The organism is Sinorhizobium americanum, assembly GCF_001651855.1.
Taxonomy (GTDB): domain Bacteria; phylum Pseudomonadota; class Alphaproteobacteria; order Rhizobiales; family Rhizobiaceae; genus Sinorhizobium; species Sinorhizobium americanum.
Genome location: NZ_LNQC01000037.1, coordinates 64,805 through 91,703, shown reverse-complemented (window position 1 = coordinate 91,703; position 26,899 = coordinate 64,805). Strand labels below are relative to the sequence as shown.

The window sequence follows — 26,899 nt, the reverse complement described above, 5'->3', positions numbered from 1 at the left end:
GGCGCGGCGATGAAATGGGAGTGGAGAGCGAGAAACCTGGTGGCGCCGGCTGCGGCGCTCGCGGTCCTGACATGCGCGGCAGTGGCTTCCGCCGGCTCGATGGACGAACTGGTTACCGCCGCCAGGGAGGAAGGACAGCTCAACGTCATTGCCTTGCCCCGCGACTGGTGCGGCTACGGCGGCATCATCGATGGTTTCAAGGCGAAATACGGTTTGGCGGTCAACGAACTGAAGCCTCAGGCGGGATCGGAAGAACAGATCGAGGCGATTAAGGCGGGGATCGGGGCCGGCCGAGAGAGACCGGATGTGATCGATGTCGGCATCTCCTTCGGCCCACCCGCAAAAAAAGACGGCTTGCTGCAGCCCTACAAGGTTTCCACCTGGGACACGATCCCGGACGCCGTCAAGGATGCGGACGGTCATTGGTATGGCGACTACTACGGGGTGCTCGTTTTCGAGATCAATGCGGACCGGGTCTCGACGATGCCCCGGGATTGGGCCGATCTCGCTTCGCCTGACTACAGGAACGCAGTCGCGCTTGCCGGCGACCTCGCTTCGAACCAGGCCATCCTCGGTGTTTACGCCGCGGGCCTCTCCATAACGGACCGAAACGTCGAAGAAGCTGCGAGGCTGGGGCTGAGGTTCTTCGCCGATCTCAACAGCAAAGGCAACTTCGTTCCGCTCGTCGGTAGCACCGACACACTCGTAGACGGCCGCACACCGATCCTCATCCGCTGGGAGTATCTCGCGCTCGGTGATCGCGACCGCCTCAAGGGGAAAACCAGGATCGAGGTCGTCAGACCCAAGACGGGCAACATTGCCGGTGTCTATGTCCAGGCGATCAGTGCCTTTGCTCCGCATCCGAACGCCGCCCGGCTGTGGATGGAGCACCTCTACTCTGACGAGGCGCAACTTGCCTGGCTGGCGGGCCATTGTGAGCCGATCCGCCGCGCGGACCTGATGCGCAAAGGTGCGATACCTGTCGATTGGCGCGAGAGGCTGCGGCAAATCGAGCGTGATCGCGGCGCCTCGGACCCGGCCTTTCCGAGCATCCAGGAACAGGAAAGGGCGCGAGACGTCATCATAAAAGGATGGGACGACATCGTCGGCGTGAAGATTGAGTGTGAGCCTCCGCAGCCTGATCCCGGCCCGATCGCCTTGAATACCAACCGAACCTGCCAGGCTCCCGTTCCGCAATAGTCGCCATGCCGCGGCGGCGATTTGCCCTCTTCCTCACGACGGCGGGGATCGCAATATAGGTCAGCAATATTGACATAAATCGCGCGCTGTGATCATCTCCGGCCTTCGCAAGACGGGAGGGTCGCATGCTCAATTGGGAAAGCATTTTCGCAACGCGCTCGAGCCGGATGAAGGCTTCGGAAATCCGCGAGCTTTTGAAGCTGCTCGACCGTCCGGACATCATCTCCTTCGCCGGCGGCATTCCCGATCCCGAGCTCTTTCCGCAAGCGGAGTTCGCCGAGGCCTATGCGGAGATCTTCGGCGGGCCGGCGGTCAGCGCCGCCCTGCAATATTCCGTCAGCGAGGGATACCGGCCGCTGCGCGAATGGCTTGCCAAGCAAATGACGGCGCTCGGCATTCCCGCGACCGTCGACAACATCTTCATCACCTCCGGCTCGCAGCAGGGGCTCGACTATCTCGGCAAACTGTTTCTCTCGCCCAAGGACACGGCGCTCGTCACCTGGCCGACCTATCTTGGTGCGCTGCAGGCCTTCAACGCCTATGAGCCGAACTACGATCAACTGAATCCCGGTGGGAACCGCACGCCGCAAGCCTATATACAGGCGGCCGCCGATGCCGGCGGCCGGGTGAAGTTCGCCTATCTCTCGGCCGATTTCGCCAATCCGACCGGCGAGACGGTGGACCGCGCCGGCCGTGAGCGGGTGCTGGACCTCGCCGAGGAACTCGATATCCCCGTTATCGAGGATGCTGCCTACCAGTCGCTGCGTTATGACGGCGAGGCGATCCCGCCGATCCTGGCGCTGGAGATCGCCCGCATTGGCGACATCAACAATGCCCGGACGATCTATTGCGGCAGCTTTTCGAAGACGCTGGCGCCGGGGCTTCGCGTCGGCTGGGTCTGCGCGGCAGAGCCGGTGATCCGCAAGCTGGTGCTCATGAAGCAGGCGGCCGACCTTCATTCCTCGACGATCAACCAGATGGCGATCTGCGCCGTCGCCGAACGCGGCTTCGACGAGCAGGTGGCGAAGGTCCACAAGGTCTACAAGCATCGCCGCAATGCGATGCTCGCGGCGCTCGAAAAATACATGCCGGCCGGCGTCACCTGGACGAAGCCGGAAGGCGGCATGTTCGTCTGGGTCACGCTGCCGAAGGGCACGGACGGCGCCGAACTCCTGGCGAAGTCGATCCAGAGCGCGAAAGTGGCCTTCGTTCCCGGCCGCGCCTTCTTCGCCGACGGCTCCGGTGAGAACACTCTGCGTCTGAGTTTCTCCTGCGCCAACGACAAGATGATCGACGAAGGCGTCCGCAGGCTGGGCGACCTGATTCGCGGCGGGATGGCGGAAGCCGCCTGATCGGGCAGTTTTCCACAAATGATGGGCGCTGTGACAGGGGGCGCCCATCCTTAGCTAAACATTCGATCGAGGTTTTCGGCTGAAGTCATTGCCTTCGCTTGGCATTTCCTGGGCCAGTAGCGGTTTTCCGACCCTCTGTGTCGAAGGGCAGTGTCGCCTTTTCGAGGGACCGTATCAGCCATTGCGCAAGCCCTCCGACGGGCGGCCCCCTTATTGAGGCCATATTCTGAACCAGTATCTCGCCCCGTTGCGCCGCGTTGCAGCACGATTGCTGCGGCGCATCAGGGAACTTTGCCTTCCGGTTTGCTGATGCCCTTCGGCCGGCCGGAACCGGAGCGAGATGCGCTCACATGCGTTGCGCCGCTCCATCTGTTTGTTGCCGCATTTGCCTGACGTCATCCGACTGCAAATGCTCTAGGACGGGGCGTTGTGCGTATGAGTACACCAGCGACTTCAGGAAGTTTTCGTCCGGATATCGAAGGCCTGCGCGCCTTGGCGGTTTCGGGTGTCATCGCCTTCCACTTCGGAATGACCGGCTTGCCGGGCGGATTCGTCGGCGTCGACATCTTCTTCGTCATTTCCGGCTTTCTCATCACCAGGCATCTGCAACAGGAGATTGCGAGAAGCGGCACTGTCGATCTCTGGCGCTTCTACGCCCGCCGCGCCCGCCGGCTGCTTCCCGCCTCGCTTTTCGTCATCCTGACGACGCTGCTGGTCGGCTATTTCATCCTCGCGCCGTCAGAGCAGCAGTTCTATTCCAAGGGATCGCTGTTTGCCTCCGCCTATATGATCAACCTCTGGCTGATCCGATGGACGGTCGACTACTTTGCCTCGGACGCCTCGAACAATCCCTTCATCCATTTCTGGTCGCTTTCGGTGGAGGAGCAGTTCTACCTCGTCTGGCCCGCGCTGCTTCTGATCCTCGCGCGGCTCAGGCCGGCGAAGGGCGGTCTTTTCATTCTCCTCGCCATGGTCGCCGCCATCTCCTTTGCGCTCTGCTGGCACATGACGGCCGTGTCGCAGCCCTGGGCCTTCTATTTCTCGCCCCTGCGCGCCTGGGAATTCGCCTGCGGCGGCCTTGCTTCGATGGCGCTGTCGCAGCAATGGGCGCGGCGCTTTCGCTTTTCGCCCGCCCTTGGCTGGCTCGGGCTCGTGCTGATCGGCACCGCCTATCTGACCGTGACGGAGGAGATACCCTTTCCCGGCTCGATCGCGCTCGTGCCGGTTCTCGGCACGGTGCTGGTGCTCCTCAGCGGTGCGCATGAGGGATCGGCAGGCCCGAAGTCCGTCCTCGCGCTCCGGCCGTTGCAGGAGATCGGGAAGCTCTCCTATTCGCTCTATCTCTGGCACTGGCCGGTCATCGTCTATGCGGGCATCATCGAACCGGAGCTCTCGCTCGTCGACCGGCTGCTGTGCCTGGTGGTCACGCTCGTTCTGTCGCTCTTCAGCTATCACTTCATCGAAAATCCGATCCGCCACAACGGCTGGCTGGCGGCGAGGACCGGACGCTCGCTGGGGCTCGCGGCGCTGCTTACCGGGGCCGGCACAACGCTCGCCTATGGCAGTGCCGCCCTGGCCGGCTACAGCTTCGATGGTGAGCAGCGGCTGATCCAGCAAAGCGCCGAACGCAAATCGGCGGCGCGCGAATTTGATTCCGCCTGCGTCCTCGAAAGGGAGGCGGTGCAGCCGAAGGCTTGCGCCTTCGGCGCCGCCAATCCGAAGAAGACCGTGGTCCTTCTCGGCGATTCCCATGCCGACCACTGGTCGACGCCGTTGAAGAAGATCGCCGAAAGGAATGGCTGGCGGCTCGTTACCTACCTGAAGTCATCCTGCCCGGCGGCAGACGTACCGACCTGGAACGGCGTGCTGATGCGGAACTATGACGAGTGCGATGCCTGGAAGCGCCGGGCGTTCGGCGAGATTGCGGCGCTGAAGCCGGATGTGGTGATCCTGTCGCAATATTCGTCGAGCTATGTGAAGAACGACATCAACTTCGTATCCAGCCACCAGATGGATGTGCGCGACTGGGAGAAAGGCATCAGGCGCTCGGTCGAGACACTGGAACGCGCCGGCAGCGACGTCGTGCTCCTGCGCGACGTGCCGGTGCACAAATCCTACCTCGACAAATGCGTGGCGCGCGCCCTGTGGCAGCAGAAGAGCACGGACATCTGCGATACGCCGCGCCGCGAAGCGGTGGAAGAAACCATCCCCGCCGCGGAAAGAAAGGCCGCCGCGGAGACGCATGCGACCTATGTCGACGTGGTCGATCTGTTCTGCAACAGGACAACATGCCCCGCGGTCGTCGACGGCAAGCTCACCTTCCGTGACCGCCACCATATCGCGACGCCGTATGCGGAATCGCTCGCGCCGCGCCTGGAGCGTGCGGTGTTCGGGAAATCCTGATGGAAGCCATGCGGCGGTGGGTGAGAGCGGTTAACCCGAGATGCTTGAAAGAAGATGCCCGATCTCCCCTCAAACATGCGGCCCAAGCAGCGACAGATCGGCGGCGCCGAGTCGGTCCTTGGCGGTCCAGAGCTGGTGCCAATAGGGATAGATGACTGGCGGCAGGCTAACGGCGTCGAGCAGTTCGCGTTCCTCATCGGTGAGCTTGAGGCTGGCGGCGGCGAGGTTGTCGCGGAACTGCGCCTCGGTGCGGCCGCCGATGATGACCGATGTGACCGCCTTGCGGCCGATCAGCCAGGCAAGCGCCACCTGCGCAGGAGAGACGTTGCGCTCGGCGGCGATCGCTACCAGCATGTCGACGATCTTCCAGAGCCGTTCCTCGTCGCGGATCGGCGGCTCGTTCCAGCCGGCGAACTGGCGGGTGCCTTCCGGTGACTGGCCGCGGCGGTGCTTGCCGGAAAGCAGGCCGCCGGCAAGCGGGCTCCAGACGAGGATGCCGAGGCCCTGGTCGATCGAGATCGGTACCAGCTCGTATTCGGCCTCGCGGGCCTCCAGCGTATAGTGGATCTGCTGGCTGACGAAGCGCTGGCGGTTTTCGAGCGCGCTGATGCCGAGCGCCTTCATGATGTGCCAGCCGGAATAGTTGGAGCAGCCGATGTAGCGCACCTTGCCCTGGCGCACGAGCGTGTCGAGCGCTTCCATCGTCTCCTCGAGCGGCGTCTGGCCGTCCCATTCGTGCACCTGGTAGAGGTCGATCACGTCGGTCTTCAGCCGCTTGAGGCTCGCCTCGCAGGCGCTGATCAGGTGCTGGCGCGACAGGCCGCCGTCGTTCGGGCCCGGGCCCATAGAGAAGCGCGCCTTGGTGGCGAGAAGCACGCCGTTCTTGCGCTTGCCGCCCAGCACCTCGCCGAGGATTTCCTCGCAGGCGCCGGTCGAGTAGATGTCGGCCGTGTCGATCAGGTTGACGCCGGCATCGAGGCAGAGGTCGACATAGCGACGGGCCTCTTCGACGCCGACACTGCCGACCTGGGCGAACTTGCCGCCGCCGCCGATGGTCATCGTTCCCATGGTGACGGTCGAGATCTTCAGACCGGAGCGGCCGAGCAGACGATATTCCATTGTCTCGCTCCTTTGCGTGGTTGTCGCCGGAGAGGGTAGCGGGCATGGACGCGAACGCAAGCGGCGTCCCGCCGAAAGGGTCAAAGAAAGCGTGCCGGCATCGCGTCCTTGTAGGGGAACATGTGGAAATAGGGTCTCGCCTCGGCGAGCGTGCGCTTAAAGGAGGGGCGCTCGAGCAGCCGCTCGAAATAGGCCGAAAGGTTCGGATGGGTGTCGCCGAAGGGCTGCACGATGCCGGCATAGAAGAGCGCGGGGGCGGCGGCGCAATCGGCGATGGTGAAGGCCTCCCCAATGGCGAAGCGCCGGTCCGTGAGCTGGCGCTCGGCCAAATCATAGGCGGTGGCGAGCGACGCGCGGGCATCGGCGACACCGCGGCGGTCGTTCTCGCCGGAAGCGCGCAGCGTGTCGGTGACGATCTTCTGCATCGGCACGTGGATGTAGAGATCGAAGAAGCGGTCCCACAGCCGTGCCTCGAGCGCCAGCGCATCGTCGCGCGGGATCAGGGGTTCTTGGCCGGGATAGTGGCGATCGAGATATTCGATGATGATCGACGTTTCCGGAACGATCCGGTCCGCGGCGCCATCGTGCAGCACCGGGATTTTGCCGACCGGCCAGACCTCCAGGTAGCGGGCATTCTCCTGCGGGTCCATAAGATCGACGATCCGCGCCTCGAAGGGCGTTCCGGTCTCATAGAGCGCGATCAGCACCTTGTGGCAGAAGGAGGCGAGCGGGTGGAGATAGAGGGTGAGAGCCATGGGCGTGCCTATAATGATTGGTTGCGTTTCGCAATCAGTATAGCGCGCCAGCGCGAAGAGAAAAGGGGAGTCTTCGCGATTCAGCCGCCGTGAAGTTCCCATCGTCAGCTCGAATGCGTTTCCCGCCCCGCCGCGAAAGCCGTGATGAAGCGCTCGAGACTTTGCTTGACGAAATCGGTGACCGGCATGCGCGGATCGAAGCTCCACCAGAGGAGCGCGCCCTGCCATTGGGCGGCCATCATCAGCCCGATGCCGGCGGAGGCGGCCGGCACGCGCGTGAAACGCTCCTCGAGCGCCGCGGAGAGCACGTCGCGCCAGGCGGCGCCGCGGGCGCGCAGGATCGGGTCGCGCAGGTCCTCGCGCAGGATCAGGAGATCGTCCGCGTAGCTTTCGATGCCGCCGTAATCGCCGGAGAGCCCGACGAGCAGCGCGACGGCGCCCGCCGGCGTCTTCGGCGTGGCGGCTGCCAGTTCCGCCGTTAATCGATCGAGCCGGTCCCAGGCCTGCAGCAAGGCCGCTTGGATGAGGCGGGACTTGGTCTCGAAACGCTGCACCAGAGTCGAGGGGGAAAGGCCGCAGGCGGCAGAAAGGGCCGCGAAGGTCAGGCCTTCCGGCCCCTTCTTGCGCATGAGGTTGAGGGCGGCCTCGAGCACCTCTTCATTTGGCAGAGTTTTGGGGCGCGGCATTTTTTGACCTTTATTTATAACCGAATAAGCGTTTATATATGCACCTGCCGGTCAAGGCCAGAAGATTTCTCAGGGAGGATGACATGACGCTTGAAGGCAAGGTGGCGCTCGTCGCGGGCGCAACGCGCGGCGCCGGTCGCGGCATTGCGGTGGAACTCGGCGCCGCGGGCGCGACGGTCTATGTCACGGGACGAACGACGCGAGCGCAGCCGTCGGAATATCAGCGGCCCGAGACGATCGAGGAAACGGCGGAGCTCGCAACCGCGGCGGGCGGCAAGGGGATCGCCGTCCAGGTGGACCACCTGCAGCCGGCGGCGGTGCAGGCGCTCGTCGATCGCATTCGGCGCGAGGAGGGAAGGCTCGACATTCTCGTCAACGATATCTGGGGCGGCGAGAAGCTCTTTGAATGGAACAAGCCGGTTTGGGACCACAATCTCGAAAACGGCTTGAAGATCCTGCGGCTGGCGATCGACACGCATCTGATCACCGCCCATTACGCGCTGCCGCTCCTGATCGAGCGGCCGGGCGGGCTGCTGGTCGAGGTGACCGACGGCACGGCGCAATACAATGCCGATCACTACCGGCTTTCGCCCTTCTACGACCTCGCCAAGATCTCGGCGAACCGCATGGCCTGGGCGCATGCCAAGGATCTCGAGCCCCACGGCGCCACGGCGGTCTCGATCACCCCCGGCTGGCTGCGCTCGGAAATGATGCTCGAGGCCTTCAAGGTGACGGAGGAGAACTGGCGCGACGCCACGGCCTATCAGCCGCATTTCGTCATTTCCGAGAGCCCGCGCTTCGTCGGCCGGGCTGTCGCGGCGCTTGCCGCCGATCCGGAGAAGTCCCGCTTCAACGGCCAGTCGCTGTCAAGCGGAGGGCTCGCCCAGGTCTACGGCTTTACCGACCTCGACGGCTCCCGGCCAGATTGCTGGCGCTACATGGACGAGGTGATGGAGGTCGGCAAGCCGGCCGATGCGACCAGCTATCGATGAGGTAGCTCACTCCTGACGCGGGGTGAGGCAATCTGTCGGGCGATCGCAAATGCTCGCAAGAGCCGGTAATCATGTTGCTATTCACCGTCTCGTTCGGACCGCTTCGGAAATGCGGCGCAAGGTTGTATCTTACTCCCGCGAAAGCGGCGTCATCGGAGGGCGCCGCTCACCGACGCGGGAGGGGACGATGGCGGAAGCGGACAAGGTCTTTGCGGGAGCGATACCCGAGGTCTACGAGCGGCTGATGGTGCCGCTGATCTTCGAGCCCTATGCGATAGACTTGGCCGAACGGGCAGCGCGGCTCAAGCCCCTTGATGTGCTTGAAATCGCCGCCGGTACCGGCATCGTCACCCGGATGCTGGCGTCGAAGCTCGATATCGAGGCGCAGTTCGTCGTGACCGATCTCAACCAGCCGATGCTGGATGTCGCCCATGCGAAGCTCGGCGACGACGAGCGGATCGTCTGGCAGCAGGCGGACGCCATGGAACTGCCCTTTGACGACGAGAGCTTCGATGTCGTCCTCTGCCAGTTCGGCGTAATGTTCTTCCCGGACCGGGTGAAAGCCTACGGAGAGGCGCGGCGCGTGCTGAAACCCGGCGGCCGCTTCCTCTTCAACGTTTGGGACAGGGTCGAGGCAAACGAGCTTGCGCATTCAGCCGTGGAGGCGCTCGCAGCGCAGTTCCAGGAGAACCCGCCAAGCTTCATGCGCCGCGTGCCGCACGGCTATGCGGATCCGGAAAACATCCGCGCCGATCTGGTGGCCGCGGGCTTCCATGAAATCACGCTCGAAACGCTCGAGAAGAGGAACGGCCCGATATCCGCCTCCGATGCCGCGACCGGCTTCTGCCAAGGTACTCCCGTCCGCAGCGAGATCGAGGAGCGCGACGCTTCGGCGCTGGCGGCGGTAACGGAGCGGGTGGCGGAGGCGCTAAGGAAGCGCTTCGGGAGCGGCATGATCGAGCGGCCGATCCAGGCCCATGTGGTCGGGGCGGTGCGCTGAAGAATGACGATACAGCGCCGTGCGTCCTTCAGGACGCACAAAGGACGCTGTAACTCTTTGAGACGACGCATCGTGCTTTCCGAAAATCGGGTCCGATTTTCGGGCCGATGCGTCAGGGCACGGGCGGCGCCTGGGCGGCGGTCGCGGCCGTCGCCGGCGCTCGCCGGTCTTGCTCCCGCTCCTCTTCCGGAACGTCTTCGGCCGGCGCGGCCTGACCGATATGCGCACCAGATAGGCCGGCGAGCTTGTGGCCGCGTTCGCGAAGCCACTGGAAGACGACATAGAGGGCGGGGATGACGAAGATGCCGATGAGGGAGGCCGCGAGCATGCCGCCGGCGACGCCGGTGCCGACGGCCCGGCGGCTGAGCATGCCGGCGCCTTCGGCGGTAACCAGCGGGATCAGCCCGACGATGAAGGCGAAGCTCGTCATCATCACCGCGCGGAAGCGGGCGCGGGCGCCCTGAACCGCCGCCTCGACGATGCCGGCGCCTTTCTCCCGCTGGAACTTGGCGAATTCGACGATCAGGATCGCATTCTTGGAGGCGAGCGCGATCAGGACGACAAGGCCGATCTGCGCATAGATGTCGAAGGAGAGGCCGGCGATCAGCACCGAGACCAGAGCGCCGGCAACGCCGATCGCAACCGAAAGCAGCACCGGCACCGGGATCGTCCAGCTTTCGTAAAGCGCCACCAGGAAGAGATAGGCGAAGAGCACCGCGAGCGCCAGGATCGCCGTCGTCTGGCCGGCGGCCTCCAGTTCCTGCAACGCCGTGCCGGTCCATTCGTAGCTATAGCCGGGCGGCAGCGTGGTGGCGGAAAGCGCCGCCATCGCCTGCAGCGCCTCGCCCGAGGAGACGCCGGGGGCGGGCTGGCCGTTCAAGGTGATCGAGCGGTTGTTGTTGTAGCGCACCATCGTCTGCGGGCCGACGATATAGTCGACGCGCGCCACCGAGGCGACCGGCACCATGCCGCCGGCGGCGTTGCGCACATGCAGGCGCTGGATGTCGTTGACGGAGTCGCGGTCCGCCTGTGCCGCCTGCAGGTTGACCTTCCAGCTGCGGCCGAACAGGTTGAAGTCGTTGACGTAATAGGAGCCGAGCGTGCCCTGCAGCGTAGCGAACAGATCGCTGATCGAGACGCCGAGCGCCTGCACCCGGTCGCGGTCGACATCGAGATAGAGCTGCGGCGAGCTTGCCGAATAGGTGGTGAAGGTGGGCCCGAGCTTCGGGTTCTGGTTGGCGGCGATGATCAACCCGCCAGCGGTGGCGGCAAGGTCGGCGGCCGAGCGGCCCTGCAGGTCGAGTAGCTGATATTCGAAGCCGGAGCCGGTGCCGAGCCCGAGGATCGGCGGCAGGTTGAAGGCGAAGACCTGCGCCTCGCGGATCGTCGTGCCCTTGGCCATGGCGGTGGCGACGGCGCTATCGACCGAGGCGGACTGCGCCTCGCGCTCGGCGAAGGGCTTCATGGTGACGACGGCGAAGGCGCTGTTCGACTTCGAAAGGCCGTCGAGGAAGCTGTAGCCGGTGACGCTGGTGACGTCCTGCACGCCCTCGATCCCACGGAGGAAGGTCTCGACCTGGCGAAGCGCCGCATCGGTACGGTTGTAGGAGGCGCCCTCCGGCAGGCGGACCTCGGTGAAGAACATGCCCTGGTCCTCGCTCGGCAGGAAGCCGGTCGGCACAACGCGGAACAGCCAGCCGCTGGCGCCGATCGCGACGGCGAGCAGGACGAGGCCGATGACGGCGCGCCGGGCGATCTTCTCGGCCACATAGACATAGCCGTCGCGGCCATTGTCGATGCGGCGCGACAGCCAGCCGAGAATGCCGCGCTTCTCGCCATGATGCGGCTTCAAGAGCACCGCGCAGAGCGCCGGACTGAGCGTCAGCGCATTGATGGCGGAGATCACCATCGACACGGAAACGGCGACCGCGAATTGCTGGAACAGTTGCCCGCTCAGGCCCGGGATGAAGGCGACCGGCACGAAGACCGAAAGCAGCACCAGGGTGATGGCGACGATCGCGCCGGTGATTTCGCCCATCGCAAGCCGCGCCGCTTCCGGCGCCTGCATGCCGGGGTTTTCCTCCATGACACGCTCGATGTTCTCGACGACGACGATCGCGTCGTCGACGACGATGCCGATCGCCAGCACCAGTGCCAGCAGCGACACGGTGTTGAGCGAGAAGCCCATGGCGAGGATGACCGCGAAGGTGCCGATCAGCGCCACCGGCACGGCGACGAGCGGGATCAGCGTCGCGCGCCAATTGCCGAGAAACAGGAAGACGACGATGATCACCAGCACGAAGGCTTCGATGAGCGTGTGCACCACGTTCTCGACGCTCGCCTCAACGAATTCGGACGTGTCATAGGAGATCTTGTAGGTGAGGCCTTCCGGGAAGGCCTGCGACAGGCGCTCCATCGCCGCGCGCACGCCCTCGGCAGCGGCCAGCGCATTGGCGCCCGGCGCCTGGTAAGTGCCGATCATCGCCACCGGTTTGCCGTTGAAGCGGGAGCTCGAATCCGCGCTCGCCGCGCCGAGCTCGACCCTGGCGACATCGCGGATGCGGACGAATGAGCCGTCCGCCTCGGCCCGCAGCACGACGTCCTCGAACTGCTTCGGATCGGTGAGCCGCCCCTGGGTCTGCAGGTTCAGCTGGAAGAGCGGATCGTTGGTCATCGGCTGGGCGCCGATGCGGCCGATGGCCGCCTGGATGTTCTGCGCCTTCAGCGCATTGATCACGTCGGTCGGCGTCATGCCGAGGCTGGTCAGCCGATCGATGTCGAGCACCACCCGCATCGAATAGTCCTGCGCACCGAACAGCGCGGCATCGCCGACGCCGGGCACGCGCTTGATCGTATCCATCACATTGATGGTGGCGTAGTTCGACAGGAACAGGTTGTCGAAGCTGTCGTTCTCGCCGTGGATGGCGATCACCTGCATCAGCGCCGAGGATTTCTTGCGCACGCTGACGCCGGTCTGCTTGACTTCCGACGGCAGCCTCGCCTCGGCGAGCGAGACGCGGTTCTGCACGTTGACCGTGGCGATGTTCGGATCGGTGCCGACGGCAAAGGTCACCGTCAGCGTGTAGGAGCCGTCGGCGCCGCTCGTCGATTTCATGTAGAGCATGTCGTCGACGCCGACGATCTGGCTTTCAATCGGCTGGGCGACGGTCGCCTCGACCACCTCGGCGCCGGCACCCGGGTAGCTTGCCGTGACGCTCACCTGCGGCGGCACGATGTCGGGAAACTGGGCGACGGGCAGCGCGGTGAGCGCGATCAGGCCGGCCAGCGTCAGAACGATGGAAATGACCGCGGCGAAGCGCGGGCGATCGATGAAGATTTGCGAGATCATGGCTCAGCCGCCCGCAGCCGGTGCGGCGTCGACGGTCATGCCGGGACGCACCTTGCCGACGCCGTCGGTGATGACCTGCTCGCCCTCTTTCAGCCCCTTGGCGATCACCGCCTGGCCGCGGGTGGAGCGCTGGACGTCGACGCGGCGAAGCTCGACCTTCGAGCCCGCCCCGACCACCATCACGAAGGCGCCCTGCTGGTCGCGCTGGATCGCCTGCTGCGGCACCGCCAGCACCTCCTGCTTGTCGGTCTGCTCGAGCGTGACCCGGACCAGCGTGCCGTCGAGCAGCAGATAGTCGGGGTTTTCGAACTCGGCCCGGACGGTGATCGTGTCGGTGCCTGCCGAGACGTCACTGGAGACGAAATTGATGGTGCCCTTGTTCGGATAGGTCGTGCCGTCCGGCAGCAGCAGCTCGACATTGGCGTCGCGGCCGATTTCGCCGCGCAGCGCCCGCTGGCGATATTCGAGGAAGAGCGCAGTCGAGACCGGGAACTCGACATAGATCGGATCGAGCCGGGTCAGCGTCACCAGAGCATCCGAATCCGGGCCGACCAGGGCGCCGACATCGACGCTCGAAAGACCGGCAACGCCCTCGAAGGGCGCGACGATCTTCGTATAGGAGAGATTGAGTTCGGCGTTCTGCTTGCTGCCCTGAAGCCGCAGGATATCGGCCTCGGCCTTCTTGACCTGCGCATTGGCGGTGTCGACAGTTGCCTGCGCCACCGTGTTGCTGGAGATCAGCCGCTGTGCGCGGTCGCGCTCGAGCACCGCCAGTTCGCGCGTCGCCTCGGCCGCGCCGATCGAGCCCTCGATCTCCTGCACCGCCGCCCTGTAGGCGCCATCCTCCACCTCGTAGAGCAGCGCGCCGGCCGGCACCTTGTCGCCCTCCTTGAAATTCACCTTCTCCAGGAAGCCCGAGACGCGGGCGCGCACGCCGACCTTCTGGATCGCCACCACCTTGCCGGTGAAGTCGGCGCTTTCGCGTAAGTCCATGATCGCCGCCGGCGCCACCACCACGGCCGGCGCCGGCGCCTGCTGGGCGCTGGCCGGCGCGATCGACAGCGCGGCAAGGAGGGTTGAGGAAAGGACGGCAGCCAGAGTTCTCGAACCACGCATGCAACGTTCCCCCGTTACAGCTTGAGACGGCTTTCACTCTCGGATGGGCTGGAATCAGAGCACTTTCACCCCGGCAAGTCACGCAACTTTAGATTGATACGGCAGGGCGGGTTGTCAAGGGGGCGTGAAATCGGAGTGCTGATGTAAGGGGCACTCGGCGATGACATCTCAATGCTGGCACACGGGTATTGGGAATAGTCGAAGAGATGACTGCTTCTTGCCCGAAGCGGACGAGTGCCGTTGGGCGCTTTTGGCGCAAAGCTGACCCACGCTCGCCCACTCCCCCTGTCACACCCCTGTAAAACACCCGCTCTATCCCTCGGCGCCATCTTTCTCCGACCGAGGGCAATTCCCCATGAACACGCTTCTCTCCGCCGTTGCCGCCACGCTGGTCGCGGGTCTTCTTTCCACCGCGGCTTATGCTGAAAACCTCATCCTCTACACCAGCCAGCCGAACGAGGATGCGCAGGCGACGGTGGATGCGTTCAAGGCGGCAAATCCCGGCGTCGAGGTCGAGTGGGTGCGCGAGGGGACGACGAAGATCATGGCCAAGCTGATGGCGGAGATCGAGGCGGGCAATCCGGTAGCGGACGTGCTGCTGATCGCCGATACGGTGACGATGCAGCGGCTGAAGGAGGGCGGGCATCTGCTGCCGCACAAGTCGCCGGAGGCGGCGGGCTACGATGCGGGCCTCTATGATGCGGACGGCGCCTATTATTCGACCAAGATGATCACCACCGGCATCGTCTACAACACCTCGGCCGGGATGAAGCCGGAAGGCTGGCAGGATCTGACCAAGCCTGAGGCCAAGGGCCTCGTCACCATGCCGAGCCCGCTCACCTCCGGCGCGGCGCTGATCCATGCCGAGACGCTCGCCGGCATTCCCGGCCTCGGCTGGGGCTATTACAAGGCGCTTGCCGGAAACGGCGCGACGGCGGCCGGCGGCAATGGCGGCGTGTTGAAGGCGGTGGCGACCGGCGAGAAGGCATATGGCATGCTCGTCGATTTCATGGCGATCCGTGAGAAGGCCAAGGGCGCGCCGGTGGAATTCGTCTTCCCGGCCGAGGGCGTTTCCGCCGTCACCGAGCCGGTCGGCATTTTGAAGACCGCCAGGAACGTCGATGCGGCGAAGAAATTCGTCGACTTCCTGCTTTCCGAGGAAGGCCAGAAGGTTGCGGCGAAGATGGACTATATCCCGGCCCGCAACGGCGTGGCGCTGCCGGAGGGCTATCCGGCCCGCGAGACGATCAAGGTGCTGCCGCTCGATGCCGCCGCGGCGGTCAAGAATTCCGAAGCGGACCTCAAAACCTTCTCCGGCATTTTCGGGACGAACTGACCGCCTGATGACGCGAGCGGACGAGACCGCCCGCAGCCGTGGCGCGCGCGCTTCGGCCGAAGCGCCGGATGCGGAAGGAAGCGCCGGGTCCAAACTGCTGGAGCCTCCGTCGCGTCTTCTGTCGAAGGCGCGGGCGCTTCGGCCGGCTGCGATTTCTTTTCGGCGGGGAGGCGGCGGAAAGCCGGCCTCCCCAGATGACGTCCGGAAAACTACCGGCCGCTCTGACGCGGACCTTGAGCGGCGTCGAACTGCCACCGGTGCCTCACGCAACGGAAGGCGGCATCCTCAAGGCGAGGCCGCCGCGCCACGGCCGGGAAGGGCGGCGGTTCGGCTTCCGCCCGCAAAAGCCGCGGGCGCCGTCCGGCGAGCCTGCCTGGCTGCTGCCTTTCGTGCTTGGTGCGGTGCTCTTGCTTTCCGTGCTGCCGCTCGCCCGCCTGGCCGGGGCGGGGGTGAGCGGGCTTGTCGACGGTGAGGCGGCGCGGCTGATCTTCGAGCCGGCGACCTTTGCGGCACTCCGCAATACGCTTGTCACCGCCACGGGTGGCATGGTCGTCTCGCTCTTCCTCGGTTCGCTTTTCGCCTTCGCCCTGGCGCTCACCGACATTCGCGGCAAGCTCATCTTGAGCTTCGCCTTCATGCTGCCGATGATGATCCCGCCGCAAGTGACGGCGCTTGCCTGGGTGGAAATGTCGGGGCCGGCGAGCCCGCTATTGAAGACCCTCGGGCTGGCGCCGCCGCTCGGCAGTCCGCAGCCGCTCTATTCGCTTTCCGGTATCGCGCTGCTCCTTGGCGTGCAGCACGCGCCGCTCGTCTTCCTGGCGCTGAAGGCCGGGCTGGCAGCGAGCCCGCGCGACGGCATTGAAGCGGCGCGGCTTTCGGGCGCCGGGCCGTTCCGCGTCTTTCGCGACATCGTGCTGCCGCTCAGCGCTCCGGGGCTGATCGCCGGCGGCGCGATCGCCTTCGTCTCCGGCATCGGCAATTTCGGCATTCCGGCGATCCTCGGCATTCCCGCCGGGATCGAGACCTTGCCGACGCTGATCTTCAGCCGGCTCGCGAGTTTCGGCGCCGCCACCTTCGGCGAGATCGCGCTGATCTCGACCTTGATCGCGGCGATCTCCGCCGCCGGGCTTCTCGTGCAGCAGCACGCGCTTGCCGGCCGCGACTATCGCCTGATCGGCCATTCCGGCGCGCGCGCCGCCTTTTCGCTCGGGCGCTGGCGCATCGCTCTCGAGGCGCTGCTCGTCAGCCTGCTGGCGCTGGTGCTGGTCGCGCCGCTGCTGGCGCTCGTCGCAAGCTCGCTGGTGCCCGCCTATGGCGTGCCGCTCACTTTCGACACCATGTCGCTCAGCGCCTATGCGGAAATTCTCTTCCGCCAGGCCATCACGCTGACGGCGCTGAAAAATTCGCTGTTCCTCGCTTCCGCCGCCGCCCTCGGGTTGCTCGTCGTCACCGTTCCGGCCGCCTATCTGCTGACGCGGCGGGAGGGGGCGCTTGCCAATCTCCTCGCCATCCTGATGGAGATTCCTTACGCGCTGCCCGGTATCGTGCTTGCCGTCGCCTTCATCCTTACTTTCGCCGCACCGCTGCCGGTTGTCGGCGTCTCGCTCTACGGCACGATCTGGATCATCCTCGCCGCCTATTTCTCCTCCTTCCTCGCCGTCAGCCTGAAGCCGGTCATGAGCGCGTTCACGCAGATGGACCCGGCGCTCGAGGAGGCGGCACGGCTTGCAGGCGCCGGCTTCTTCCGCCGCATGCGCGACGTGCTGCTGCCGCTAATCGCGCCGGCCGCCGGCGCCTCGGTGATCCTCGTCTTCCTGATCGCGGCGAACGAACTCACCGTTTCGGCGCTGCTCTGGTCGGCGGGCACGCAGACGCTCGGCGTGGCGATCTTCAATCTCGACGACAGCGGCTCCTCCGATCTCGCCTCGGCGCTCTCCGTGCTCGTCGTGCTGCTGGTAATCGCGCTGATGGCGGCGCTCGAGTTTTTCGCAAAATACCTCCCGGAGGGCGTGCTGCCGTGGCGCAACTGATCCTCAACCACCTCAGCAAGGATTTCGGAAGCGGCAAGTCTCCTGGGAATGGTAGGCCGGCGGTCGCGGACGTGTCGCTGACGCTGCGCCGGCAGGGTTTCCTGGCGCTCCTCGGTCCGTCGGGGTGCGGCAAGACGACGGTGCTGCGGATGATCGCCGGTTTCGAGCAGCCGAGCGACGGCTCGATCTCCTATGGCGAGCGGCGGCTTTCGGACGCCGGGGGCGCGCTGCCGCCGGAAAAGCGCAACATGGCGATGGTGTTCCAGTCCTATGCGCTCTGGCCGCATATGACGGTGGCGCAAAATGTCGGCTATCCCTTGAAGGTGCGCGGCATATCCGGGGCTCAATGGCAGAAGCGCGTCGGCGAGGCGCTGTCGCTGGTGAAACTCACCGAGCTTGCGGAACGGCGGCCGGCAGCACTTTCCGGCGGCCAGCGCCAGCGGGTGGCGCTCGCCCGCTGCCTCGTCACCCAACCGGATGTCGTGCTGCTCGACGAGCCGCTCGCCAATCTCGACCAGCATCTGAGGAAGGCGATGGAGGAGACCTTCCGCACCTTTCACGAGCGTTCCGGCGCCACCATGGTCTATGTCACCCACGACCAGGCGGAGGCGATGGCGCTCGCGACCGACGTCGCGGTGATGTCGGAAGGCCGGCTGCTGCAGGTGGCGCCGCCGGCGGAGATCTATGCCCGGCCGGAAGGCCGGGTGGTCGGCGGACTCATCGGCCGCGGTAGTATTTTGCGGCTGCCGCTGGCGGAAAATGGCGATAGGCAGCTCGGCTGGCCGGTGCTGCGGGCATCGCTCGGGTCGCGGGATGGCGTCCCAGTCGGGCCGCTTGCCGACGTGCTGGTGCGGCCGGAGCATGTCCACCGCGGCACAGACGGCGTGCTGATGCGCGTGCTTTCGTCCGTATTCGAAGGCGAACGCTTCGCCCTCGACCTCGCGCTTCCCGACGGCCAGCGGCTGAAGGCCTTCAGCAGCGTGGCGATTGCGGAGGGGCAGACGGCGCCCTTCGTGATCGCGGGCGGCTGGCGGCTTTGAGGTGGCTGGGATACCGCGGCAACCGGCGCATAGGCTGCCTCGAACACCCTCATCCCTGTGCTCGTCACAGGGATCCAGCCACGGCGTGTCGGCGCCGTGCATGACATCGCGATTGCCGCGAAACAAAGTGTCGCCGCTCTGTCCGGCTCCCACGCATGCAGTTTTCGTTTTGCGGACATGAGAAGCGTCTCTCGCGCCGCAGACGCGGCGCTGCTGGATTCCTGTGACGAGCACAGGAATGAGGGCGGGTGGTGGGGCGGCCTTGCGACGCGATGGCGCCCTTAAGCCTGGCTGGCGTGATGCGTTCCGCGAACCGCACGGCCTCCGTCCGCTCCTCGTCATCCTCGGGCTTGACCCGAGGATCCATCAGCAAGCGATATTTTCGACGCGTTCTGAACGGCTTGCGCTTGGATCCTCGGTCGAGCCCGAGGATGTCGAAGGGGTTGGGTGGGCCGAAACTTGACCGAGGATGACGGAGATCGCGTCCGACGTTGATGAAATCAGCCGACGATGATGGTGGGCTCCATTCCTCTGAAACCGGATAAAAAATGGAACTGGTTGCTTGATGCAATCAACATTGCCATACTACCTCCAGGACTGAACCATACAAGGGAGGCGACGATGAAACTCTATCAAGGCATAGGGCCGAACTCCTATCGGGTGCGTATCTTCCTCAAGGAGAAGGGCATCGAGGTGCCAATGGTGGAGATCGACTTTGCCAAGGGCGAGCACAGAGCGCCCGAATTCCTGAAACTCAATTCGCTCGGGCAGATTCCGGTGCTGGAGCTCGACGACGGCACGATCATCACCGAAAGCGTCGCGATCTGCCGCTATTTCGAGGAAGTCCACCCGGAGCCGCCGCTTTTCGGGTCCGATGCCGTCAGCCGCGCCAAGGTAGAAATGTGGAACCGGCGAGCGGAACTGGTGGTTTTCGCGACGATCGGAAATGTGCCGCTCCATTCCGATGCCTTGTTCAAGGATCGCCTTACGCAGTTTCCGGCCTTCGCGGAGACCGAGCGGCGGGCGGTGCCGAAGAAGTGGGCCTGGCTCGACCGCGAGCTTGCCGATGGCCGGCCATTCCTCGCCGGCGAGGTCTTCTCGGTCGCCGATATTACCGCCGGCGTCTGTGGCTGGCTTTCGGAGGTTTTCGGCATGGAGATACCCGCAGAGCTCAAGAACGTGCAGCGTTGGATTGAGCGGGTGAGGAGCCGCCCGAGCTGGAACGCTTGAGGCGGATTACGCTCCGCCGCGGGCAACGTCGCAGACCTCGTGCCGCGCGGCACGGGAACCAGCATGGGGCTCGCACGTTCCCCGTCACGACGGCAACGACGGCGGCCGTGAAAGACGGGCGGCAAGAGAGGCGGGCGAGCGCATGTATTTCATGGCCCTTGCGACGGACTATGATGGCACATTGGCCGAGGACGGCATGGTTCGGTCGGAAACCCTGGAGGCGCTGAAGCGGCTGAAGGAGACGGGCCGCAAGCTGCTGCTCGTCACCGGCCGCGAGTTGCCGGACCTGAAGCGCGTCTTTCCCAATATGGATCTATTCGACAAGGTGGTCGTCGAGAACGGCGCCTTGCTCTATACGCCCGAGACCGAAGAGGAAAAGCCGATCGCGCCAGCGCCGCCGCCGGAATTCGTCGAGCGGCTGCGGCAGAAGGGCGTCGACAATATCTCGGTTGGGCGCTCGATCGTCGCCACCTGGGAGCCGCACCAGACCGCCGCGCTCGAAGCGATCAATGAACTCGGCCTCGAGCTCGAGATCATCTTCAACAAGGGCGCGGTGATGATCCTTCCGACCGGCGTCAACAAGGCGACGGGCCTGAAGGCGGCGCTGAAGGAGATGCAGCTTTCGTTCCTGAATGTCGTGGCCGTCGGCGATGCGGAGAACGACCACGCGCTCTTGAGGATGTGCGGCTGCGGCGCGGCGGTTTCGAATGCTCTGCCGGCGCTGAAGGAGACTGCCGATCTTGCGCTCGAAGGCGCGCGGGGCGAGGGCGTCGAGGAACTGATCGCCGAGATCGTCGAGCGCGACTATTCGTTCTGCCCCAACCCGCGCCACCAAGTGCCGATCGGCGAGGATCACCGTGGACCGGTCGACATTGGGCCGCTCGACGTGCTTTTGATCGCCGGAAGCTCCGGCATCGGCAAGTCGACGCTGGCAACGGCGCTTTCCGAGGGTATGCGCGAGCGGCGCTTCCAGTTCTGCGTGTTCGATCCGGAAGGCGACTATGAGGACCTCGAAGGTGCCGTCAGCGTGGGCAACGGTTCGACCACGCCGACCGACAGCCAGGTGCTCGAAATCCTCGCCAATCCGGACGACAATGTGGTTGTGAGCGCGCTCGGCTTCGAGCTCAAGGAGCGGCCTTCCTTCTTCGCCAAGCTGATGCCGGGCCTGTCGACGCTGCGCGCCCGCACGGGCAGGCCCCACTGGCTGATCATCGACGAGGCCCACCACCTCATGCCGGCGGCTCGCGACAGTGCGTCGCTGGCGCTGTCGGACGACATTTCGGGAACGATCATGATTACCGTGCATCCGGATGCGGTCTCGCCAAGGGCGCTTTCGGCGGTGACGGCGGTGGTCGCCCTCGGCCCCAGCGCCCGCGAGGTGATCGAGACCTTCTGCAGGGCCGTCGGCGAGGCGCCGCCCGCCGGTCTCGATCAACTCCATCAAGAGGACGAGGTGCTATTCTGGCGGCGCGCGACGGGCGAACCGGTGCAACGCATCCGAGCCGAAAAACCGAAGCAGGTGCGCAAGCGGCACACGCGCAAATATGCCGAGGGGCATCTCGGCGAGGACGCGAGCTTCTATTTCCGCGGCGCTCAGAACAAGATGAACCTGCGCGCCCACAATCTGATCATCTTCCTGCAGATTGCCGAGGGGATCGACGACGAGACCTGGGAACATCATCTGAGGGCCGGCGACTACTCGAAATGGTTCGGCGAGCGCATCGGCGATGCCGAGCTAGCGCAGGAGGCTGCGGGGATCGAAGAGGATCGCTCCCTGTCTCCGGCCGAGAGCCGGAAGAAGCTCGCCGAGTCCGTGCGCCGGCGCTACACCGCACCGGCGTCCGAGAAGGATTGAGGCGGCGACGTTGAGCGGGATGCGGGCGGAAAACCGCGCACACTTTTCCTCATCCCGCTCTACCGCTTCGGCTTCTGCTTCGTCCCGGCGCTTTTGCCGTCGGAGCTCTTGGAACGCTCCTCGAAGCGATCGGCGCCCTTGGCGAGGTCGGATCCCTTTTGCGCTTCCACCTTCTTCTCTTCTTTCGCGGCGCTCTTGTGCAGGCCGCTTGCGGCTTTCTTGCCCTTCGCCGTCGGGGCTTGTTCGACACCCATTGCAGACACTCCCGCGCTGATCAGAACGTCATCCTGAACGTGCGAGAAAGTTTCCTGTTCCCTGAAGGCTCCATTCGGTAGGTTTGCAGCCGAGGCAAAGAATGTTGCAACTTATGCTGTCAATCCGCACAGCGATTCGCCTGAGATACACGTAGCTGTGGACTTGCCTTGATTTTGCCCCTCTTGCCTTCTCCCTGGCCTTTTTGAATTCCTAGAATGGAGACGCGTGATTCGCGCCGCACCGCATTCGATCGCGTTTCCCGGGGCACGGGCAGCTTTCGACGCCGGGGAACTGCCCAAGGAGAAGAGCCATGACAGAGTACAAGAAGCCGATCATCACCGAGATGCGCCCGAAAATCACTGTCATCGGCGTCGGTGGCGGCGGCGGCAACGCGATCAACAACATGATCACGGAAGACCTGCAGGGCGTCGACTTCATTGCCGCCAATACGGATGCGCAGGCGCTCGCCATGTCAAAGGCGGCGCGGCGGATCCAGCTCGGCGCGGCCATTACCGAAGGCCTTGGCGCCGGCTCGCTGCCGGATATCGGCAACGCGGCAGCGCAGGAATCGATCGATGAGATCATGGATCATCTCGGCGGCACGCATATGTGCTTCGTCACCGCCGGCATGGGCGGCGGCACCGGCACCGGTGCGGCGCCGGTGATCGCCGAAGCGGCGCGGCGCGCCGGCATCCTGACGGTCGCCGTCGTCACCAAGCCCTTCAGCTTCGAAGGCAAGCGGCGCATGCAGACCGCGGAATTCGGAATCGAGCGGCTGCGCGAGAGCGCCGACACGGTGATCGTCATCCCCAACCAGAACCTCTTCCGCATCGCCGATGCCAAGACCACCTTTGCCGACGCCTTCATGATCGCCGACCGGGTGCTCTATTCCGGCGTCAGCTGCATTACCGACCTCATCGTCAAGGAAGGCCTGATGAATCTCGACTTCGCCGACGTGAAGACGGTGATGAAGGGCATGGGCCGGGCGATGATGGGCACCGGCGAGGCGGCCGGCGAGGGCAGGGCGATGATGGCGGCGGAGGCGGCAATCGCCAACCCGCTGCTCGACGAGGTCTCGATGCGCGGCGCCAAGGGCGTGCTGGTGTCGATCTCCGGCGGCATGGACATGACGCTTTTCGAGGTGGACGAGGCGGCGACCCGCATCCGCGAGGAAGTCTACGACGAGGCCGACATCGTCGTCGGCGCGATCTTCGACCGCAGCCTCGACGGCACCTTCCGCGTCTCGGTCGTGGCGACCGGCCTCGACAGTGCCGCCCGCAGCACCGAGGCAGCGGCGCCCGAGGCGATGAACGGCCAGGCGGCGGCCGCGCCGATTCGCACGCTGCAGTAGTTGGATCGAACGGCGAAAATCGGAAGAACGGGTATGACACCCCCCTCTGCACTGCCGGGCACCTCCCCCACAAGGGGGGAGATCGGGAAGGATCGACGCTATTCGCCGATCTGCTAACGGTGCGCGAAAAGCGCTTGTGCTGCCATCTTTACTCCGCGCTTGGTGCTACCGGATTGTTGGGGCAAAAGGCCACCGTCTTGCTGATCTCCCCTCTTGTGGGGGAGATGCCCGGCAGGCAGAGGGGGGTGCTCCGATCATACGCTTCAACCCAGAGGGCGCGACGAGTCTCCTTCGCCCGTTTGGAGGTGGCCGGCAGGCGGATGAAGGAGCGTGCCCTGCGCAAGACTAAGCCGGCAAGCCTGCCCGCCGCAGATCTTCGACAAAACGGTCGATGAAATCCTCCGACATGGCCGGCATGCTGCCGAAATAGAATTCGGCCCGCGCTTTGTCGGCGGTCATGTCCGGTCGGCGGCAGAGGAGGGCGGCGACCGCTTCGCTCGCTTCTCCGCCCGGTCCTTCGGCGCCGAGGGCAGCCGCCAGCACCATGGCCGGCCAGAAGGTGACGTTTTCCTGGCGCAGCGAGGCGCGGGCGGCGGCCGCCGATTCCGCCAGCCGGCCCGCTTGGTAGTGGGCGATCGCCAGCATGTTGTGGAAGGTCCAGAGATGCGGATCGCGCGGGCTCAACCGGAAGGCCTCGCTGATCGCGGCGATGCCTTCCTCCGGACGATCGACATAGCAAAGCGCCTGGCCGAGGGCGAAGTGGCCCTGGGCGAAGCTCGCGTCGAGCCGAAGGGCGTTGCGCAGATGGTCGATGCCGCGCTCAGGCTGGCCGCCGAGCGCCAGCGCCCGGCCGAGCGCCAGGTGCGCGGCCGGCTCGCGGCTGTCGAGGGCGATCGCCCGCTCGGCAAGCCTGGTGGCATCGGCGATCCGCTCGGCCCGTTCTTCCAGCGGGCCGTACCAGCCGAGCTGGATATGGACATAGGCAAGCCGCGCATGGGCCTGGGCGAAACTGGGCTCGAGTTCGACGGCCCGTTCGAAGAGCTGCTTGGCCATCTTCAAATCGTCGAGGTTGAACTTGTAGAGGTGCCAGAGGCCCTTCAGATAGATGTTCCAGGCATCCATGTCAGCGGCGGTGTGACCGCGGAGTGCGGCGAATTCGATCATCCCGAGTTCCGGCTCGATGGTGCCGGTGATCTGGCCGGCGATCTCGTCCTGGAGCACGAAGATATCGTCGAGCGTACGGTCATAGCGCTCCGCCCAGAGCAGCATGCCGCTTTCCCCGCTCAGCAATTGCGCGGTTATGCGGATGCGGTCGCCGGAACGGCGAACGCTGCCCTCGATGACGTATTTGACGCTGAGGTCTTCGGCCACTTTCCTGACGTCGACGGACTTGCCCTTGTAGCTGAAGGATGAGTTGCGGGCGACGACCCTCAGCCAGCGGCAGCGGGCGAGCGTGGCGATCAGCTCTCCGGTGAAGCCATCGGAAAAATGCTCCTGCTCGCCGACACTGGAGAGATTGACGAACGGCAGGACGGCAATCGAGGGGCGCTGACGCCCCGGTATCGGCTGTTCATCCGGCGGCGGCGCGGCGGGGAACGGTTCGGGCGCTCCGCCCGGTTGCCACCGCCAGATGCGAATGGGCCCATGCGCGTCGCTGAGTTTCCGTTTGCCGAAATCGACGGCCGGGAAGTCAAGCTTCGATGCGACCTGATCATGAACCTGCCGCGAAACGCAGATCCCCCCGGGCGGAGCAATTTCCTGGAGGCGCGTTGCAACGGTGACGCCATCGCCGTGAATGTCGTCGTCCTCGACAATGACATCGCCAAGATGGATGCCGATACGCAGCTCCAGGCGCCGGCCGTCGACCTCTTCCTTGTGCTGCAGCATCATCTCCTGGATCGCCATTGCGCAGCCGACGGCATCGACAACGCTTGCGAACTCCGCCAGCAACCCGTCGCCCGTCTGCTTCACGATCCGGCCTCTATGAGCGGCGATTGTCGGAAAAATCAGCGAGCTGCGGCAGGTCTTCAGCGCCTGGAAGGTTCCGGCCTCGTCGAGCCCCATCAAACGGCTATAGCCGACGACGTCCGCATCCAGGATCGCTGCCAGCCGCCTCATGCGGCAACCTCCCGGACGTGCTGCGGTGATAGGCCTTGACCAATCCAACTCATGGCTACGATCGATCCAGATTGGGCGGCGGGATTGGCGCACTCACTGCTGCAGTTCTTATCCCGCTGACAAAGCCTAGCAATCGCAGGTGCGGCTGTGAAGTGATATCGCAACGCTGAGAGCAGGTGTCACTTCCCGCGGCGACTTACCCGCCAGATGACGTTGCCGACATCGTCGGCTACGAGCAGGGACCCCTTCTTGTCGATCACGACGCCGACCGGCCGACCCATGGCCTTGTTGTCGCGGCCGATGAAGCCGGTGAGCACGTCCCTCGGTGGACCGTTCGGCTTGCCGTTGCGGAAGGGGACGAAGACGACCTTGTAACCGCTGTAAACGCTTCGATTCCAGGAGCCGTGCTGGCCGACGAAAGCGCCGTTGCGGTAGCTCGGGCCTAGGGAGGCGCCCTTGGAGAATGTCAATCCCAGCGACGCCGTATGCGAGCCTAGCGCGTAATCGGGCTTGATCGCCCTGGCGACGAGGTCCGGGCGCTGCGGCTTGACCCTTTGATCCACGTTCCGGCCGAAATAGCTGTAGGGCCAGCCGTAAAAACCGCCGGCGCGGACGGAGGTCATATAGTCCGGGACGAGATCGTCACCAATTTCATCCCGCTCATTGACCGCCACCCAGAGCTCGCCGCTCTGAGGGTTCCAGGAGAGACCGTTCGGGTTGCGCAGCCCCGAGGCGAACACCCGGGTGCGGCGGCTCGTCCGGTCGACCTCGAGCACGGCGGCACGGTTCCTTTCCGCTGCCATGCCATTCTCCCCGACATTGCTGTTGGAGCCCACCGTAACGTAGAGCTTGCGGCCATCGGGGCTCGCAATGACGTCCTTCGTCCAATGGTGGTTCAGATCGCCCGCGGGCAGGTCGACGATCTTTTCCGGCCTCGCGGTGATCCGCGTCCTGCCGCTCCTGTAGGGGAAGGCGACCAGCGCATCGGTGTTGGCAACGTAAAGCCGCCCGTTCGACAGCGTCATGCCGAAGGGGGAGTTGAGTCCCTCGAGGAAGGGCCGGCGCAGATCGGCAACGCCGTCGCCGTCCGTATCGCGCAACAGCGTGATGCGATTGGCGCTCTTCGTCGCGGCACCGGCGCGCTTCATCGCTGCGCCCATGACCAGCTTGCGCAGGCTGAAGCCGCTGTTCTTCTTTTCCGGGGCATTGCTCTCAGCGACGAGGACATCACCATTCGGCAGCATATGCAGCCAGCGCGGATGGTCCAGGCCGGTCGCAAAGGCGTTCACCCTCAGCCCCTTCGCCGGCCGCGGCATCGTACCGTCTTGCCAGCCTTTCGCCTCGGCAATCCTGATCGTCGGGATCAGCGTCGGTCTCGGCTTCGGCAGCGTGGGGTTTGGCCCGTAGCCGCCGCTTCCGGCGATTGCGCCGGTTCGCTGCGCGGAGACGCTGGTGCAGCCCGCGATCAGGCTGCCCAGGAGGATCAGGATGAGTGAGTTGAGCGGGAGGCCGGTCTTCATCGCGATGTCCTCGGAACGCATGTGCCGCTTTGTCGTTAGACGCGCGGCCGCTTCGCAATATTCCTTGTCGGGCACCAAACAGCATTGTTCCCGACTTGTTCCTGCAATCTTTGCGTGGGGCCGCATTCGGGAGTATTCTCGAAACAGCTAGAAAATGACGGGGGCGCAACGCCTCGCAGTGGGCGTGCCGCC

19 protein-coding genes are annotated in these 26,899 nt (G+C 64.9%); 11 read left to right on the top strand and 8 right to left on the bottom strand.

The annotated features are described in order from the left end of the window. Positions 1–9: 9 nt before the first annotated feature. The 3 genes from ATC00_RS03150 to ATC00_RS03140 all read left to right on the top strand — a co-directional run bounded on the left by ATC00_RS03150 (position 10) and on the right by ATC00_RS03140 (position 4,955). Entirely contained in the window at positions 10–1,200 is a 1,191-nt protein-coding gene (locus ATC00_RS03150) for an ABC transporter substrate-binding protein (protein ID WP_072642821.1), read from the top strand. 125 nt (positions 1,201–1,325) lie between these two features. Further along, on the top strand, positions 1,326–2,552 hold the full coding sequence (locus tag ATC00_RS03145; protein ID WP_064251948.1) for an aminotransferase-like domain-containing protein: 1,227 nt from the start codon (positions 1,326–1,328) through the stop codon (positions 2,550–2,552). 435 nt (positions 2,553–2,987) lie between these two features. Next, positions 2,988–4,955, top strand: coding sequence for an acyltransferase family protein (locus tag ATC00_RS03140; RefSeq protein WP_064251947.1), 1,968 nt, complete (start codon positions 2,988–2,990; stop codon positions 4,953–4,955). Between the two features lie 69 nt (positions 4,956–5,024). On the opposite strand, the gene ATC00_RS03135 is transcribed toward ATC00_RS03140, so the two are convergent. From ATC00_RS03135 to ATC00_RS03125, 3 genes are all read right to left on the bottom strand, one after another. Beyond that, the gene (locus ATC00_RS03135; protein ID WP_037386653.1) at positions 5,025–6,074 is read right to left on the bottom strand and encodes an aldo/keto reductase; all 1,050 of its coding nucleotides are present in this window, start codon (positions 6,072–6,074) and stop codon (positions 5,025–5,027) included. An 80-nt stretch (positions 6,075–6,154) separates the two neighbouring features. Further along, positions 6,155–6,829, bottom strand: coding sequence for a glutathione S-transferase family protein (locus tag ATC00_RS03130; protein WP_064251964.1), 675 nt, complete (start codon positions 6,827–6,829; stop codon positions 6,155–6,157). A 104-nt stretch (positions 6,830–6,933) separates the two neighbouring features. After that, positions 6,934–7,515: a TetR/AcrR family transcriptional regulator gene (locus ATC00_RS03125; protein WP_064251946.1), complete on the bottom strand. Its 582-nt coding sequence runs from the start codon at positions 7,513–7,515 to the stop codon at positions 6,934–6,936. Between the two features lie 83 nt (positions 7,516–7,598). Between ATC00_RS03125 and ATC00_RS03120 the strand changes: the two genes are divergently transcribed. After that, complete coding sequence (locus tag ATC00_RS03120) at positions 7,599–8,507, top strand: SDR family oxidoreductase (protein ID WP_037386647.1); 909 nt, start codon at positions 7,599–7,601, stop codon at positions 8,505–8,507. 187 nt (positions 8,508–8,694) lie between these two features. After that, on the top strand, positions 8,695–9,507 hold the full coding sequence (locus tag ATC00_RS03115; RefSeq protein ID WP_037386644.1) for a class I SAM-dependent methyltransferase: 813 nt from the start codon (positions 8,695–8,697) through the stop codon (positions 9,505–9,507). A gap of 112 nt (positions 9,508–9,619) precedes the next feature. Here ATC00_RS03115 and ATC00_RS03110 read toward each other — a convergent pair whose 3' ends face one another. Both ATC00_RS03110 and ATC00_RS03105 read right to left on the bottom strand, forming a co-directional pair. Beyond that, positions 9,620–12,856, bottom strand: a complete 3,237-nt coding sequence (locus tag ATC00_RS03110; protein ID WP_037386641.1) for an efflux RND transporter permease subunit — start codon at positions 12,854–12,856, stop codon at positions 9,620–9,622. Between the two features lie 3 nt (positions 12,857–12,859). Beyond that, positions 12,860–13,972 (bottom strand): efflux RND transporter periplasmic adaptor subunit, encoded by a 1,113-nt coding sequence (locus tag ATC00_RS03105; protein WP_064251945.1) that lies wholly within the window; start codon positions 13,970–13,972, stop codon positions 12,860–12,862. Positions 13,973–14,327: 355 nt separating this feature from the next. Between ATC00_RS03105 and ATC00_RS03100 the strand changes: the two genes are divergently transcribed. From ATC00_RS03100 to ATC00_RS03075, 5 genes are all read left to right on the top strand, one after another. After that, positions 14,328–15,308 carry an ABC transporter substrate-binding protein gene (locus ATC00_RS03100; protein ID WP_064251944.1) on the top strand — a complete coding sequence of 327 codons (981 nt, stop codon included), beginning with the start codon at positions 14,328–14,330 and terminating at the stop codon, positions 15,306–15,308. A 194-nt stretch (positions 15,309–15,502) separates the two neighbouring features. Next, positions 15,503–17,338, top strand: a complete 1,836-nt coding sequence (locus ATC00_RS03095; RefSeq protein WP_234782240.1) for an ABC transporter permease — start codon at positions 15,503–15,505, stop codon at positions 17,336–17,338. Next, the gene (locus ATC00_RS03090; protein WP_064251943.1) at positions 17,326–18,378 is read left to right on the top strand and encodes an ABC transporter ATP-binding protein; all 1,053 of its coding nucleotides are present in this window, start codon (positions 17,326–17,328) and stop codon (positions 18,376–18,378) included. Before ATC00_RS03095 ends, ATC00_RS03090 begins: the two co-directional genes overlap by 13 nt. A 621-nt stretch (positions 18,379–18,999) precedes the next feature. Beyond that, the gene (locus ATC00_RS03080) at positions 19,000–19,608 is read left to right on the top strand and encodes a glutathione S-transferase family protein (RefSeq protein WP_064251941.1); all 609 of its coding nucleotides are present in this window, start codon (positions 19,000–19,002) and stop codon (positions 19,606–19,608) included. Positions 19,609–19,750: 142 nt separating this feature from the next. Further along, positions 19,751–21,463: an HAD family hydrolase gene (locus tag ATC00_RS03075; protein ID WP_064251940.1), complete on the top strand. Its 1,713-nt coding sequence runs from the start codon at positions 19,751–19,753 to the stop codon at positions 21,461–21,463. 59 nt (positions 21,464–21,522) lie between these two features. On the opposite strand, the gene ATC00_RS03070 is transcribed toward ATC00_RS03075, so the two are convergent. Further along, positions 21,523–21,717, bottom strand: a complete 195-nt coding sequence (locus ATC00_RS03070; RefSeq protein WP_037386619.1) for a hypothetical protein — start codon at positions 21,715–21,717, stop codon at positions 21,523–21,525. 311 nt (positions 21,718–22,028) lie between these two features. Between ATC00_RS03070 and ftsZ the strand changes: the two genes are divergently transcribed. Beyond that, positions 22,029–23,069, top strand: a complete 1,041-nt coding sequence (ftsZ, locus tag ATC00_RS03065; protein WP_064251939.1) for a cell division protein FtsZ — start codon at positions 22,029–22,031, stop codon at positions 23,067–23,069. 345 nt (positions 23,070–23,414) lie between these two features. Here the strand turns inward: ftsZ and ATC00_RS03060 are convergent, their stop codons facing one another. Both ATC00_RS03060 and ATC00_RS03055 read right to left on the bottom strand, forming a co-directional pair. Beyond that, positions 23,415–25,187: a tetratricopeptide repeat protein gene (locus ATC00_RS03060; protein ID WP_064251938.1), complete on the bottom strand. Its 1,773-nt coding sequence runs from the start codon at positions 25,185–25,187 to the stop codon at positions 23,415–23,417. A 179-nt stretch (positions 25,188–25,366) separates the two neighbouring features. Further along, complete coding sequence (locus ATC00_RS03055; protein WP_064251962.1) at positions 25,367–26,707, bottom strand: PQQ-dependent sugar dehydrogenase; 1,341 nt, start codon at positions 26,705–26,707, stop codon at positions 25,367–25,369. Between the last annotated feature and the right edge of the window lie 192 nt (positions 26,708–26,899).

Coding starts and splice junctions, on each gene's coding strand:
- ATC00_RS03150 (WP_072642821.1), top strand. CDS start 10: ATGAAATGGGAGTGGAGAGCGAGAAACCTGGTGGCGCCGGCTGCGGCG.
- ftsZ (WP_064251939.1), top strand. CDS start 22,029: ATGACAGAGTACAAGAAGCCGATCATCACCGAGATGCGCCCGAAAATC.
- ATC00_RS03105 (WP_064251945.1), bottom strand. CDS start 13,972: ATGCGTGGTTCGAGAACTCTGGCTGCCGTCCTTTCCTCAACCCTCCTT.
- ATC00_RS03120 (WP_037386647.1), top strand. CDS start 7,599: ATGACGCTTGAAGGCAAGGTGGCGCTCGTCGCGGGCGCAACGCGCGGC.
- ATC00_RS03070 (WP_037386619.1), bottom strand. CDS start 21,717: ATGGGTGTCGAACAAGCCCCGACGGCGAAGGGCAAGAAAGCCGCAAGC.
- ATC00_RS03060 (WP_064251938.1), bottom strand. CDS start 25,187: ATGAGGCGGCTGGCAGCGATCCTGGATGCGGACGTCGTCGGCTATAGC.
- ATC00_RS03095 (WP_234782240.1), top strand. CDS start 15,503: ATGACGTCCGGAAAACTACCGGCCGCTCTGACGCGGACCTTGAGCGGC.
- ATC00_RS03130 (WP_064251964.1), bottom strand. CDS start 6,829: ATGGCTCTCACCCTCTATCTCCACCCGCTCGCCTCCTTCTGCCACAAG.
- ATC00_RS03110 (WP_037386641.1), bottom strand. CDS start 12,856: ATGATCTCGCAAATCTTCATCGATCGCCCGCGCTTCGCCGCGGTCATT.
- ATC00_RS03115 (WP_037386644.1), top strand. CDS start 8,695: ATGGCGGAAGCGGACAAGGTCTTTGCGGGAGCGATACCCGAGGTCTAC.
- ATC00_RS03140 (WP_064251947.1), top strand. CDS start 2,988: ATGAGTACACCAGCGACTTCAGGAAGTTTTCGTCCGGATATCGAAGGC.
- ATC00_RS03145 (WP_064251948.1), top strand. CDS start 1,326: ATGCTCAATTGGGAAAGCATTTTCGCAACGCGCTCGAGCCGGATGAAG.
- ATC00_RS03055 (WP_064251962.1), bottom strand. CDS start 26,707: ATGAAGACCGGCCTCCCGCTCAACTCACTCATCCTGATCCTCCTGGGC.
- ATC00_RS03080 (WP_064251941.1), top strand. CDS start 19,000: ATGAAACTCTATCAAGGCATAGGGCCGAACTCCTATCGGGTGCGTATC.
- ATC00_RS03125 (WP_064251946.1), bottom strand. CDS start 7,515: ATGCCGCGCCCCAAAACTCTGCCAAATGAAGAGGTGCTCGAGGCCGCC.
- ATC00_RS03135 (WP_037386653.1), bottom strand. CDS start 6,074: ATGGAATATCGTCTGCTCGGCCGCTCCGGTCTGAAGATCTCGACCGTC.
- ATC00_RS03075 (WP_064251940.1), top strand. CDS start 19,751: ATGTATTTCATGGCCCTTGCGACGGACTATGATGGCACATTGGCCGAG.
- ATC00_RS03100 (WP_064251944.1), top strand. CDS start 14,328: ATGAACACGCTTCTCTCCGCCGTTGCCGCCACGCTGGTCGCGGGTCTT.